This is a genomic window from Pseudomonas sp. S3E17 (assembly GCF_024168685.1).
Lineage (GTDB): Bacteria > Pseudomonadota > Gammaproteobacteria > Pseudomonadales > Pseudomonadaceae > Aquipseudomonas > Aquipseudomonas marginalis.
Map to the genome: position 1 here is coordinate 6,149,573 of NZ_JALJWE010000001.1, position 13,243 is coordinate 6,162,815.

Sequence of the window (13,243 nt, forward strand, 5' to 3'; positions counted from 1 at the left end):
GCTGTGTATCTTGATCAGCCTTTGGCCGTTTGGGCGGCCTGGGCCCATAGTTTCATGAGCCCTATATTATTTTTACGAGATTGGCCCCACGCGGCGAATCCGAGCGTCATCTCTATAAAAAATTGAGGAGCACATCGATGCGCGTCATTCTGCTGGGAGCTCCCGGGGCCGGTAAAGGTACTCAGGCAAAGTTCATCACTGAAAAATTCGGCATTCCACAAATCTCCACTGGCGACATGCTGCGTGCTGCCGTCAAGGCCGGCACCGAGCTGGGCCTGATCGCCAAGAGCGTGATGGACAGCGGTGGCCTGGTCTCCGATGACCTGATCATCAACCTGGTCAAGGAACGCATCAGCCAGGAAGACTGCAAGAACGGCTTCCTGTTCGATGGTTTCCCACGCACCATTCCCCAGGCCGAAGCCCTGGTGAAAGCCGGCGTCGAGCTGGACGCGGTGGTGGAAATCGCGGTTGAAGATGAAGAAATCGTCCAGCGTATCGCCGGTCGTCGCGTCCACGAAGCCTCCGGCCGCGTGTACCACACCGTCTACAACCCGCCTAAAGTTGAAGGCAAGGACGATGTCACCGGTGAAGACCTGGTGCAGCGCAAGGACGACACCGAAGAAACCGTGCGTCATCGCCTGTCGGTCTACCATTCCCAGACCAAGCCGCTGGTGGATTTCTACCAGAAGCTGTCCGCAGCCCAGGGCAAGCCGAAGTACAGCCATATCCCTGGCGTCGGCTCGGTGGAAGCGATCACCGCCAAGGTCCTGCAAGCACTGAGCTGATCCTTTATCGGCTTGATAGACAACGGCCCGCTTGCGGGCCGTTGTTGTTTATACTGGCGCACTTTTTTTGACTTGGACACCCACACCGATGAGCACCCTGCTGGCCCTGGACACCGCGACTGAAGCTTGCTCCGTTGCCTTGCTGCACGATGGCAAGGTCACAAGCCACTACGAGGTGATCCCGCGCCTGCATGCGCAGAAGCTGTTGCCGATGATCAAGCAGCTGCTTGAAGACGCGGGCACCACCCTGTCGGCCGTGGATGCCATCGCCTTTGGCCGTGGCCCGGGAGCGTTCACCGGGGTGCGCATCGCCATTGGCGTGGTCCAGGGCCTGGCCTTTGCGTTGGAGCGCCCGGTGCTGCCGGTTTCCAACCTTGCCGTACTGGCCCAACGTGCCTTGCGCGAACACGGCGCCCAGCAGGTGGCGGCGGCGATCGATGCGCGTATGGACGAAGTGTATTGGGCTTGCTATCGCGAAACGGCTGGCGAAATGCGCCTTGTCGGCGAGGAAGCGGTGCAGCCACCGGAATCGGCGGTATTGCCCGACGATGCCAGCGGTGACTGGTTCGGCGCTGGAACTGGCTGGGGGTATGGCGAGCGTATCGGTGTTCAACCGGCTGGGCAGGACGCCACCCTGTTGCCTCATGCCGAAGATCTGCTGACCCTGGCACGCTTTGCGTTCGAACGTGGCGAGGCGATTCCTGCGGATCAGGCCGCACCGGTCTACCTGCGCGATAAAGTCGCGCAGACCAAGGCGGAAAGAGGGATTATTTGACGCCAAAAATGATGGCAATTTGAGGAAAAAGTCGCCAATCGTCAGAATTTGCCCGGGTTTTTAAACCTTTTTCAAATTATGTGTTCTAGTTATCACCAGAGCATTTGCGCGCGACGGACAGTGCTGCCAAAATGCCATTACTGATAGCGAGTTCGCGCCTATGCGTATAGATGGATTTTCCTCACAGTCGTACCCGATCAAGCGCAAGCCGCGTAAGGCAAACGCCAGGGTGGACGACTCCGTCGAGGATTCGCCGGACTTCATTGAGGTGCAATCCGATGCGCAGGCCAGTTCACAAGCCCGCATCAGCGGCGTTCCCGCCCGTCAGCAAGACATGGTCTTCCCGCGTTCCATGAGCAAAAGCGTTGCCACCGCCCTGGCCAGCTACCTGACCACCGCTGGATTTGTCGAATGGGATATGGAAGTGCTGGGTCTCGACATCCACATCTGATGCGCCTGCCTTACTACCTCGGCTGCCCGTCCTGGAGTGAAAACGCCTGGCGCGAGTACCTGTACCCAGCCGACGCCCGCTCCGGCGATTACCTTGCCCTTTATTCCCAGGTCTTCAACGCCGTCGAAGGCAATACCACGTTCTACGCTCGCCCTTCGGCCGCTACTGTGCAGCGCTGGGCTGAGATCATGCCCGACGATTTTCGTTTCACGGCCAAGTTCCCCGGTGACATCAGTCACGGTGGCGACTTGCGTGAGCAATTGCCGGCAGCGGAAAGTTTTGTCGGTTTGATGAGCCCGCTCGGTGAACGTGTTTCGCCGCTGTGGTTGCAGCTGTCGGCGAGTTTTTCGCCGCAACGCCTGGCTGAACTGGCCGGCTTTATCGATGGTCTGGAGCGCCCGATGGCGGTGGAAGTGCGCCACCCTGAGTTCTTCGCCAAGGGCGATGCCGAGCGCATGCTCAACCGTTTGTTGCGTGATCGCGGTGTCGAGCGCATCTGCCTCGACCCGCGCGCGTTGTTCAGTTGCACGTCGACCTCGGCGGCGGTACTGCACGCACAATCGAAAAAGCCCAAGGTGCCGCCCCGTCCGGCAGCGCTGACCCGGTTTCCCCAAGTGCGTTTTATCGGTCATCCCGAGCTTGAGGCGAATGACCCGTTCCTGGTGCCGTGGGTGGAAAAAATCGCGGGTTGGATCGAAGAAGGCCGCACACCCTACGTGTTCCTGCACACCTCGGATAATCGTCTTGCCGCGCAACTGGCCCTGCGTTTTCACACGCAACTCATGGCGCGCCTGCCCGGCCTGCCGGCGCTGCCGACCTTGCATCGGGAACCCGAAGCCGAGCAACTGGGGTTACTCTAGGGCTCCTTTTTCCGCCAGGAGTCAGTCATGGATGCCCAAACCCTTCGCGCCGAAACCTTCAAGGCCCTGCATGAGCGCGACCGCGCCTTCGTGATGCCTAACCCGTGGGACGCCGGCTCTGCGGTGATGCTCACCACCCTTGGCTTTGAAGCCCTGGCCACGACCAGCGCGGGTTATGCGTTCAGCCTGGGGCGCCCGGACGCGGAAGGGGCGTTGTCCCTGGAGGACACCTTGGGCAATGCCAGCATGATTGCCAAGGCCACCGCGCTGCCGGTGGCGGCCGACCTGGAAAACGGCTTCAGCGATACCCCTGATGGCTGTGCCGAAACCATCTTGCGGGCGGCGGCCAGCGGTATCGTGGGGGGCTCTATCGAAGATGCCACCGGCGTTGCCGTCGACCCGATCTATCCCTTCGACCTTTCCGTAGAGCGCGTGGAAGCCGCCGTCGCCGCTGCCCGCAGCTTGCCATTCCCCTTCACACTGACGGCCCGCGCGGAAAACCTCCTGCATGGTCGCCTGGATCTGCCCGACACTATTCGCCGCCTGCAGGCCTACGCCGAAGCTGGCGCCGACGTGCTCTATGCGCCGGGCCTGCGCAGTGCCGAGGATGTGCTGGCGGTGGTCAAGGCCGTGGCGCCAAAGCCGGTGAACGTATTGATGTCCGGCGCCCTGAAACTCAGCGTGGCGCAATTGAGCGCGATGGGGGTAAAGCGCATCAGCGTGGGCTCGGCCATGGCACTGGCGGCCTATGGTGAATTCTACCGCGCGGCCCAGGAAGTCTATGAGCTGGGCACCTTCAGCTTTACCGAGCGCTCGATGCCCTTCAGCCAGGCCAATCAGTTCTTCAAGGACTGAGCCGTGCGTTTTTTCAAACTGCTGGGTGCTCTGCTGGTGCTCAGTGCTGCATTTGCCGTGGGTGTGTGGCGTGGCTGGTTGCCGCTGCCGGCTGAATGGAACCCCTGGTCGCCGCTGGACGTACGGTCCAGCCCGAACCTGTTGACCCGCTACAAGCTGGGACGCCTGCAGGATGACCCCGAGCTGTGCGACCAAGTGCTGAAAACCTCTGGTTTGCGTGTCAGCCATCAGGCTGACACGCCCGCCGACGCTGCCTGTCCGCTGCGCAATACCTTGCGCGTGCAGGGTGCAGACGTGGCATTAAGCAGCAGCTTTCTCGCCAGTTGCCCGTTGGCCGTGGCGTTCGCGCTGTTCGAGCGCCACAGCCTGCAACCGGCAGCCCAGGCGGTGTTCGGTCAGGCGGTGACACGGGTCGATCATCTGGGCAGCTTTGCCTGTCGCAACATGTATAACCGTGCCGAAGGACGGCTCAGCCAGCATGCGTCGGCCAATGCCTTGGATATTGCCGGGTTTCGCCTGGCGGATGGGCGCAGTATCAGCGTGCTCAAGGATTGGTCCGGGGAGGGCGACAGCGCGCGGTTCCTGCGCCAGGTGCGCGATGGCGCCTGTGATGATTTCAATGTGGTGTTGAGCCCGGACTACAACGCCGCGCACCGCAACCATTTCCATCTGGACATGGGCCGTTGGTGGGTGTGTCGCTAGGCCGCCAGGCGCAGGTTGTGGGTGATCAGTGGGCGTGCCCAGTGGTAGTCGAAGTCCAGCGCCTTCTGTTGCGCCAGCAGTTCTTCGGTTGGGTAAGGCGTGGCGGGTGGTGGCAACAGGTCCAGTTCGAACTCGGCAATCGGCAAGTGCAGAGGCCGTGGTTCCGGCGCCGGGCCGGGCTCAGGCAATGGCTGGCCGGCCGTCAGGACGATGGGGCGAACCCAAGCGCTTTCGAAATTCTGCTGGCGCTGCTGCGCGACGATTTCTTCCTGTGGGAATGGCTCGGCGGCCGGTGGCAGCAACTCGGTTTCGAATTCGGCGATAGGCAGGAACAGTGGCTCAGGTGGGGCGATCTCGGTGTCTTTGACGTCGCACTCACGCTGGGTGAGGATCTGCGACAACAGGTCGGCACCGGCGCTGGGCTCTACCGCCGGGTCCGCCGGTGCCGGCGCCTTGGCGGCGAGCGCGTCCGGCGTTTCACCGAGCTGCTCGGCCAGCGCCCGGGCGAAGAAGTCCTGCCACACATGACTCACCCCGGCCAGCGCTTGGGTATTGCGCAGGCCGTAGTGGTTATGGGTCGGCAGTACACCGATGGTTAGGGGGAGAATGTCTGACATTTTTCTCGGTCGACGCTCAGCTCTGGCAAAATACCTGACTGTTGTTTTTATCGGCCGTTGTTTGCCGATCCTTAATATTTTTGAGCGTAGCGATTGATGAGCGAACAACCAGCGGCCAGCCGCATCCAGGTCGAGGCCTTGGGCGAAGGTTTCCAGGCCCGGGCCGAGCAGTGGGCTGAACAGCTCGGCTTGCCTTTACAGCTTGCGGATGCGGATTTTTCCCTGCAGGTAGGCGAGCATGGCCTGCAACTGCAACAGTTGGGGCCTGAGGCGCCGGGGCCGGTGCGGGTGGACTTCGTCGAAGGCGGCGCGGCTCACCGGCGGCTGTATGGTGGCGGCAGCGGACAGATGATCGCCAAGGCCGTGGGCATTGCCCAGGGCGTACGTCCCCGTGTGCTGGACGCCACGGCCGGCCTGGGCAAGGACGCGTTCGTGCTGGCCAGCTTGGGCTGTGAGATGAGCCTGATCGAGCGCCAACCGCTGATTGGCGCCCTGCTCGAAGATGGCCTGGCACGCGGCGCGGAGGATTTCGACGTGGCGCCAATCGTCGCGCGCATGAAGCTGCTCAAGGGCAACTCCATTGACGTGATGCTCCATTGGAAAGGGGAGCCGCCCCAGGTGATCTACCTCGACCCGATGTTCCCTCACCGTGAGAAAACCGCCCTGGTGAAGAAAGAAATGCGCCTGTTCCGGCCACTGGTGGGGGATGATCCGGACGCACCGGCCCTGCTGGCCGCCGCCCTGGCCCTGGCCAGCCACCGCGTGGTGGTCAAGCGCCCGCGCAAGGCGCCCTGTATCGAAGGGCCCAAGCCGAGCCATGCGCTGGATGGCAAGTCCAGCCGGTATGACATCTATCCCAAGAAAGCACTCAAGCCTTAAGCCATAAGCAGCTTGCAGCTAATCACCTGCAACTGCATCTCTCCTATAGGCCCGCATAAACAACCCCACCACCTCCTGCACATGGGCTTCGGCGGCTTCCTCACTCAACTGCCCGCCGCAGCCATACAGCAGGCAGAAGTTCGCCGTGCCCTTGAGCAGGCAGAAGAAGTGCTCGGCCGCCGTAAACGGTCTGTCGATGCTCAGCGCGCCGCTCTGATCGATCTTGCCGAGCAGGCGCTCCATGCCCTGGAGCATGCGCATGGGCCCGGCTTCAAAGAAGATTTGGGAGAGTTTCACGTCCTGATTGCCGGTGGTCATCATCAAACGATGCAGGTTTACCGACTCTTCACTGTTGATCAGTCGATGGAACCCCCGCGCGATATTCAACAATACCGTTTCCACCGGCATGCCTTCGGGCAGTTCGAAGTACATCACCGGCAACTGTTCCTCGCACTTGGCTACCACGGCGGCGGTGAACAAGGTTTCTTTGTCGGTGAAGTGGCTGTAGACGGTCAGTTTCGACACGCCGGCCTCAAGGGCCACGGCATCCATGCTGGTGTTGGCGTAGCCGTTGCTCAAGAACAGGGTTTTTGCTGCCGAGAGGATTGCCTGGCGTTTTGCCATGTCCTTGGGACGCCCGGGGCTATTGGTGTTTACACGATTGTCGGACATTTTCACCTTTAATACTGGACTGGCGAGTTTGGTATTAATAACATACCGGCCAGTATAATTATTCCTAGCTCCATTTGCGAAAGGTCCTTCAGCATGCGCAGCACTTTCCTGCCCTTTGCGTTGCCTGTCTGCCTGGTCTTCCTGTTGGCCGCCTGCGGCCATGAAGAAGCGGTCCAGACCACCGTCCGCCCGGCTATGGTGGTGCAGCCGCAACCCTCGGCGCAGTCGACGGACAGCTACCCCGGTGAAGTCCGCGCGCGCTATGAGCCGGACCTGGCCTTTCGCATCGGTGGCAAAGTCAGCAAGCGTCTGGTGGAGGAGGGCGAGCGGGTCAAGACCAACCAGGCGCTGGCGGAACTTGACCCTCAGGATGTGCGCCTGCAACTGGAGGCCGCCCGTGCCCAGGTCGCCGCTGCCGAGGCTAACCTGCGCCTGGTGCGCGCTGAGCGTGATCGCTACAAGACCCTGATGGACCGTCAGATGGTCAGCCGTTCCCAGTACGACAATTCCGAAAACCTTTACCGTTCCGGCGAAGCGCGCCTCAAGCAGATCAAGGCCGAGTTCGACGTGGCCAGTAACCAGGCCGGCTACGCCGTATTGCGCGCCCCCCAGGATGGCGTCGTCGCCAAGCGCGCGGTGGAAGTCGGCCAAGTGGTCTCCGCGGGCCAGACCGTGTTCACTCTGGCCACCGATGGCGAGCGCGAAGTGCTTATCAGCCTGCCCGAACAAGGGTTTGGTCGCTTCAAGATCGGTCAACCGGTCGCGGTGGAGTTGTGGAGCCAGCCGGGCCAGCGTTTTACCGGGCGCATCCGTGAACTGTCGCCTGCGGCTGATCCAAAATCGCGCACCTTCGCCGCTCGCGTTGCCTTCACCGGCGGCAAAGTCCCGGCGGAACTGGGGCAAAGCGCTCGCGTATTCATACAGGCCGACGGCGTTGTTCCGCTGTCGGTACCGCTGTCTGCCCTGAGTGCGGAGAACGGTGCGTCCTACGTCTGGCGTGTACAGCCGGACAACACCCTCAAGCGCACACCGGTACGCATTGGCGCCTTCGGTGAAAAAACCGTACCGGTGCTGGAAGGCTTGACCCCCAACGACTGGGTGGTCGCAGCCGGCGTGCATGTGCTCCACGAGGGCCAGCAAGTGCGCGCGGTGGATGGCTCCAACCGTATAGTGAACCTGGCGGCCAAGGAGTAGTCCCCGATGGCTTTCAATCTTTCCGAATGGGCGTTGCGTAACCGCCAGATCGTACTGTTCCTGATGATCCTGCTGGCTGTGGTCGGTACCTTGTCCTACACCAAGCTGGGGCAAAGCGAAGATCCACCGTTCACCTTCAAGGCCATGGTGATCAAGACCAACTGGCCCGGCGCTACGGCCCAGGAAGTCTCGCGCCAGGTCACCGAGCGTATCGAGAAAAAACTGATGGAGACCGGCGAATACGAGCGCATTGTCTCGTTCTCCCGCCCGGGCGAGTCCACCGTCACCTTCATTGCGCGCGACTCCATGCACTCTGTGCAGATTCCTGAGTTGTGGTACCAGGTGCGCAAGAAGATCAGCGACATCCGGCAGACCTTGCCGCCGGATATCCAGGGGCCGTTTTTCAACGACGAGTTCGGTACCACCTTCGGCAATATCTACGCCCTGACTGGCGACGGCTTCGACTATGCCGTGCTCAAGGACTACGCCGACCGCATCCAGATTCAACTGCAACGGGTGGCGGATGTGGGCAAGGTCGAGTTACTTGGCCTACAGGATGAGAAGATCTGGATCGAGCTGTCCAACCTCAAGCTCGCCACCCTTGGCCTGCCGTTGGCCGCTGTACAGCAGGCGTTGCAGGAGCAGAACGCGGTGTCCACTGCCGGCTTCTTTGAAACCCCGAGCGAGCGTGTGCAACTGCGCGTGTCGGGCAACTTCAAGACGGTGGAAGAGATCCGCAACTTTCCGATTCGTGTCGCTGATCGAACCTTCCGGATTGGCGATGTAGCCGACATTCACCGTGGCTTCAACGATCCACCGGCACCGCGCATGCGTTACATGGGGGCGGACGCTATCGGACTGGCCGTGGCCATGCGTGATGGTGGCGATATCCTGGTGCTGGGCAAGGCCCTCGAAGGCGAATTCGCACGTTTGCAAAAGAACCTTCCGGCGGGCATGGAGCTGCGCAAGGTGTCAGACCAACCGGCAGCGGTGAAAACCGGTGTCGGCGAATTCGTGCAGGTGTTGGCCGAGGCATTGGCGATAGTCTTGCTGGTGAGCTTCTTCTCCCTCGGCATACGCACTGGCATGGTCGTAGCCCTGGCGATACCGCTGGTGCTGGCAATGACCTTTGCCACCATGTATTACCTCGGTATCGGCCTGCACAAGATTTCCCTCGGTGCGTTGGTGCTGGCCCTCGGCTTGCTGGTGGATGACGCGATCATTGCCGTGGAAATGATGGCAATCAAAATGGAGCAGGGCTACGACCGGCTCAAAGCGGCCAGTTTTGCCTGGACCAGCACCGCCTTCCCGATGCTCACCGGTACGCTGATCACGGCGGCCGGTTTCCTGCCGATTGCCACCGCGCAGTCGAGCACAGGGGAATACACACGCTCGATCTTCCAGGTGGTGACGATCGCGTTGCTCGCCTCATGGATCGCCGCCGTGGTGTTTGTGCCGTACCTGGGGGAAAAACTCCTGCCGGACCTGGCGAAGATTCACGCGGCCAAACATGGCATCGATGGCCCGGATCCCTACGGCACGCCGTTCTACCAACGTGTAAGACGTTTGGTGGAGTGGTGCGTGCGTCGGCGCAAAACCGTGATTGTCCTGACGTTGCTACTGTTTATCGGCTCGGTGGCGTTGTTTCGCTTTGTGCCGCAACAGTTCTTCCCGGCCTCAGGCCGCCTGGAGCTGATGGTCGACCTGAAATTGGCTGAAGGCGCTTCCCTGAGCAATACCGCCGACCAGGTCAAGCGCCTGGAAGCCTTGCTCAAGGAGCACGCCGGCATTGATAACTATGTGGCCTACGTCGGCACCGGTTCGCCGCGTTTCTACCTGCCACTGGACCAGCAACTGCCAGCGGCCAGTTTTGCGCAGTTCGTGGTGTTGGCTAAGACCATCGAGGGCCGCGAAAGCCTGCGTACCTGGCTGATCGAAACGCTTAACGAACAATTTCCCGACCTGCGCTCCCGTGTCACCCGCCTGGAGAACGGCCCGCCCGTGGGCTATCCGGTGCAGTTTCGCGTAACCGGCGAACACATCGAGGAAGTCCGCGCCCTTGCACGGAAGGTCGCGGCCAAGGTTCGCGAAAATACCCACGTCGTCAACGTGCACCTGGACTGGGAAGAGCCGAGCAAGATCGTCTACCTCAATATCGACCAGGACCGCGCCCGCGCCCTCGGCGTGAGCACCGCCAATCTGTCGAAATTCCTGCAAAGCTCACTGACCGGTTCCAGCGTCAGTCAATACCGGGAGGACAACGAGTTGATCGAAATCCTCCTGCGCGGCACCGTCCACGAGCGCACCGAGTTATCGCTGCTGCCCAGCCTGGCGGTGCCGACCGACAATGGTAAAAGCGTGGCCCTGTCGCAGATCGCCACCCTCGAATACGGTTTCGAAGAGGGCATTATCTGGCACCGCAACCGCTTGCCGACGGTGACCGTGCGCGCCGATATCTACGGCAAGGAACAACCGGCAACGCTGGTCCAGCAAATCCTGCCAACCCTTGAGGGTGTGCGCGCCGAATTGCCGGATGGCTACCTGCTGGAAGTCGGTGGCACCGTCGAAGACTCCGCCCGCGGGCAGAACTCGGTGAAGGCCGGCGTGCCGCTGTTTATCGTGGTGGTGCTGACCTTGCTGATGCTGCAACTGCGCAGCTTCTCACGCACGGCGATGGTGTTTCTGACGGCGCCGTTGGGCCTGATTGGCGTGACGCTGTTCCTGCTGGTGTTCCGCCAGCCCTTCGGCTTCGTGGCCATGCTCGGGACCATCGCGTTGTCGGGGATGATCATGCGCAACTCGGTGATCCTGGTGGACCAGATCGAGCAGGACATCAAGGCCGGGCTGGCGCCGTGGCAGGCAATTATCGAAGCCACCGTGCGGCGTTTCCGCCCGATTGTGCTGACCGCCCTGGCGGCGGTGCTGGCGATGATCCCGCTGTCACGCAGTGTGTTCTTCGGGCCGATGGCGGTGGCGATCATGGGCGGGCTGATTGTGGCGACGGCGTTGACGCTGCTGTTCTTGCCGGCGTTGTACGCGGCGTGGTTCCGGGTGAGGAAGGATGTTGTGTAAGCCTTGGAGTAACTTGGCGCGCTGATGGGGAACCTTTTTCTCACGCGTGCCACATAGGGTTACCTGTCAGGCAGGTACTTTATTCGGTCGGCTTGATCGCCAGAATAAAGATTCCATGACATTCATAGAGGCGGAAATAAGATGCTACAGGCATTGGGCAGCATGTACATGGCGTTTGGTGCGTTCTTGGGTGGCAGTCAACCATCGCAAACGTGCAACGATTGCAACTCAGGTCGAAATAAGCGTGATCTGGAGGAAAGGGTATCGAATATGGAAAGAAATTCGATTAACTTCAGGCCAGTACAACCCACAAGCGGTATCACGATCCACAATAACAACACAAACACCCTCATCAGCCATTGAATGCGTTGATTGGCAGCGTGCGTCTCTTAGCACACTGCAAGTGCAAGAGCCCCGAATACCACGGGGCGTTTGCTTTTTTCACGATAAATAACGGCCTTTGTGATACAACGCCCCAACATTTTATTCGCCAGGTTGGCAGCCGTAAGGGCTATCGGTGAAAAGACGATTGTTCATGACCGACTTAGGATAATGTTCATGTTGGGTACCGTTTTAGCGCTCGTGTTGCTATTGGTTGTGCCCGGGCCGACAAACACCCTGTTGCTGCGCGCTGGTGTGCTGCTCGGGTTTCGGGCGTCGTGGAAGCTGGCCTTCGTCGAGTGCGTGGCCTACGTGCTGCAGGTGTCACTGTGGGGCGTGGCGCTGGTTTATCTGGCAACGTATTCGCCTTGGGCATTGAAGGCTACGCAAATGGCAGCGGCCTGTTACTTGCTGTACGTGTCCTATCACTTATGGCAGCGCAAAGAGCAGGCTGTTGCGCCAGGCAAGGATCGGTTCTCCGGGCTGTATTTCTTCTGGCTGACGGTGATGAACCCCAAGGGCTTGTTGATCGTTTCGTTTATCGCGCCAGCGCATACATTTACCGTGTTGCTGGACTACACCGTGTTCATGGCCACGCTTGCGCTGGTCGTGATACCCGTGGGCTCGGCCTGGATTATTCTGGGGAGTCAATTCGAGGGTATTCGAAGGACCTGGCTGACGCCCTTGAAGATCAATCGTACGACTTCTGTGGCTATCTGCTGTTTTGCCACGCTTATGATGGGGCGCCTGGCCGACTCGCTCTTTTATTGAGCCTGTGACAAAAAACGCCAGGTATCGGATGACCGACCCTGGCGTTGTGAGGGGTGTCGAGGCACCCAGTGCGGAGTTTGCGGTTACAGTGCGCCAAACACCTTCTTCGCCAGACTGGTGGCCGCCGCTGCCGGGTTCTTGCGAATCGTCTCTTCCTGCTGCGCAATCATCTTGAACAAGCCATCCAGCGCCTGTTCGGTCACGTAGTTTTCCACGCTGGCACTCTTGGTATCCACGGCGCCAAACGCGGCGGCCTTGCCTGCCAGGGCGTTGTACTGCTGGGCCACGCCCACCTTGTCGGTCGCGGCCTTGACGATCGGCAGGAACTTGGCGCGGATGGCTTCGCGGCTGCTTTTGTTCAGGTACTGGGTGGCGGAGTCCTGGCCGCCGCTGAGAATGCCCTTGGCGTCGGTCACGCTCATGTTTTTCACGGCATTGACCAGGATCGGCTGGGCCTGGGTCACGGCGGTTTCAGCGGCTTTGTTCATGCTGTCTTCCAACTGCGTGACCTGGTCACCCATGCCGAACATTTTCAGCTTGTCGGCGACTTTGCCCAGCTTGCCCGGCAGGCCGATCTTCACTTCAGGGTTGTTGCTGAAACCACCGGGTACACCCAGTTGTTTTACGGCGATCTGTGCGCCTTGGGTCAGGGCGTCCTTGAGGCCGCCGCTGGCGTCGCCCTGGGACAGGCTACTGAGGTCCAGGGCCATGGCGTTGGCGCCGAGCAGCAGGCCGGCACACAGGGCAGTGAGGCGAAGGGAGTTGCGGAGCATGGGGGCGTCCTTATGTTCGAGTTCAGGGTGCTACGGCGTTCACGCGCACGCGCAGCGGTTGTGGATCCTGGCCGTTGAGCTGCACCGTGTGCCGTTCGGTGGTGATAAACAGTAGCTTGCCATCCAGTTCGATGCGAGCGCTCACCGAATAACTGTGGCCCGGCTTGACCTGTGCGGGGTCGTAGGTCAGGTGAAACGGCAGCGGCACCTGGCCTTTGACCGGGCCTTTCTGCTCGGCCAGCGTCACCGCGGGCGCGTCCGCCAGGGACACGTCCTGCAGGCTCACGCTCAAGGTGGCGGCGGGCGGCAGGGCAATGCGTTGCAGGTAGAACACTTCGCCGTCGAGGCTGGCCTTGGGCGCTGGATGCATGGATTGGCAGGCTCCGAGCAGGGCGGTGAGACCCAGGAGAATGATTTTTTTCATGGTGCAGCTCCTTTTCAACGGCGCCAGCATCC

14 protein-coding genes are annotated in these 13,243 nt (G+C 60.8%); 10 read left to right on the forward strand and 4 right to left on the reverse strand.

Annotated elements, in window-relative coordinates; all coding sequences use genetic code 11:
* Positions 1-137: 137 nt before the first annotated feature.
* The 6 genes from adk (at position 138) to J3D60_RS27850 (ending at position 4,428) form a co-directional block, all read left to right on the forward strand.
* The gene (gene adk / locus J3D60_RS27825) at positions 138-785 is read left to right on the forward strand and encodes an adenylate kinase (RefSeq protein WP_010212617.1); all 648 of its coding nucleotides are present in this window, start codon (positions 138-140) and stop codon (positions 783-785) included.
* 88 nt (positions 786-873) lie between these two features.
* Entirely contained in the window at positions 874-1,560 is a 687-nt protein-coding gene (gene tsaB, locus J3D60_RS27830) for a tRNA (adenosine(37)-N6)-threonylcarbamoyltransferase complex dimerization subunit type 1 TsaB (RefSeq protein WP_253493486.1), read from the forward strand.
* Positions 1,561-1,720: 160 nt separating this feature from the next.
* Entirely contained in the window at positions 1,721-2,011 is a 291-nt protein-coding gene (locus J3D60_RS27835; protein ID WP_065938748.1) for a hypothetical protein, read from the forward strand.
* Positions 2,011-2,871 carry a DUF72 domain-containing protein gene (locus J3D60_RS27840; RefSeq protein WP_065938749.1) on the forward strand — a complete coding sequence of 287 codons (861 nt, stop codon included), beginning with the start codon at positions 2,011-2,013 and terminating at the stop codon, positions 2,869-2,871. Before J3D60_RS27835 ends, J3D60_RS27840 begins: the two co-directional genes overlap by 1 nt.
* Before the next feature lie 27 nt (positions 2,872-2,898).
* Positions 2,899-3,726, forward strand: a complete 828-nt coding sequence (locus tag J3D60_RS27845; RefSeq protein ID WP_253493487.1) for an isocitrate lyase/phosphoenolpyruvate mutase family protein — start codon at positions 2,899-2,901, stop codon at positions 3,724-3,726.
* Between the two features lie 3 nt (positions 3,727-3,729).
* Positions 3,730-4,428, forward strand: a complete 699-nt coding sequence (locus tag J3D60_RS27850) for an extensin family protein (RefSeq protein WP_065938751.1) — start codon at positions 3,730-3,732, stop codon at positions 4,426-4,428.
* Here the strand turns inward: J3D60_RS27850 and J3D60_RS27855 are convergent.
* The gene (locus J3D60_RS27855; RefSeq protein WP_253493489.1) at positions 4,425-5,045 is read right to left on the reverse strand and encodes an energy transducer TonB; all 621 of its coding nucleotides are present in this window, start codon (positions 5,043-5,045) and stop codon (positions 4,425-4,427) included. The genes J3D60_RS27850 and J3D60_RS27855 overlap by 4 nt on opposite strands.
* A gap of 96 nt (positions 5,046-5,141) precedes the next feature.
* On the opposite strand from J3D60_RS27855, the gene J3D60_RS27860 reads away from it, so the two are divergent.
* Positions 5,142-5,924, forward strand: coding sequence for a class I SAM-dependent methyltransferase (locus tag J3D60_RS27860; RefSeq protein WP_253493492.1), 783 nt, complete (start codon positions 5,142-5,144; stop codon positions 5,922-5,924).
* An 18-nt stretch (positions 5,925-5,942) separates the two neighbouring features.
* On the opposite strand, the gene J3D60_RS27865 is transcribed toward J3D60_RS27860, so the two are convergent.
* Complete coding sequence (locus tag J3D60_RS27865) at positions 5,943-6,596, reverse strand: TetR/AcrR family transcriptional regulator (RefSeq protein ID WP_065938754.1); 654 nt, start codon at positions 6,594-6,596, stop codon at positions 5,943-5,945.
* A gap of 93 nt (positions 6,597-6,689) precedes the next feature.
* On the opposite strand from J3D60_RS27865, the gene J3D60_RS27870 reads away from it, so the two are divergent.
* The 3 genes from J3D60_RS27870 (at position 6,690) to J3D60_RS27880 (ending at position 12,014) form a co-directional block, all read left to right on the forward strand.
* Entirely contained in the window at positions 6,690-7,790 is a 1,101-nt protein-coding gene (locus J3D60_RS27870; RefSeq protein ID WP_092487588.1) for an efflux RND transporter periplasmic adaptor subunit, read from the forward strand.
* A gap of 6 nt (positions 7,791-7,796) precedes the next feature.
* Positions 7,797-10,862, forward strand: a complete 3,066-nt coding sequence (locus J3D60_RS27875) for an efflux RND transporter permease subunit (RefSeq protein WP_253493493.1) — start codon at positions 7,797-7,799, stop codon at positions 10,860-10,862.
* A gap of 558 nt (positions 10,863-11,420) precedes the next feature.
* Positions 11,421-12,014 carry a LysE family translocator gene (locus J3D60_RS27880; protein WP_253493494.1) on the forward strand — a complete coding sequence of 198 codons (594 nt, stop codon included), beginning with the start codon at positions 11,421-11,423 and terminating at the stop codon, positions 12,012-12,014.
* 83 nt (positions 12,015-12,097) lie between these two features.
* Here the strand turns inward: J3D60_RS27880 and J3D60_RS27885 are convergent, their stop codons facing one another.
* Positions 12,098-12,787, reverse strand: a complete 690-nt coding sequence (locus tag J3D60_RS27885; RefSeq protein ID WP_253493495.1) for a DUF4197 domain-containing protein — start codon at positions 12,785-12,787, stop codon at positions 12,098-12,100.
* A gap of 22 nt (positions 12,788-12,809) precedes the next feature.
* Positions 12,810-13,211 (reverse strand): YbaY family lipoprotein, encoded by a 402-nt coding sequence (locus J3D60_RS27890; RefSeq protein WP_027604494.1) that lies wholly within the window; start codon positions 13,209-13,211, stop codon positions 12,810-12,812.
* Between the last annotated feature and the right edge of the window lie 32 nt (positions 13,212-13,243).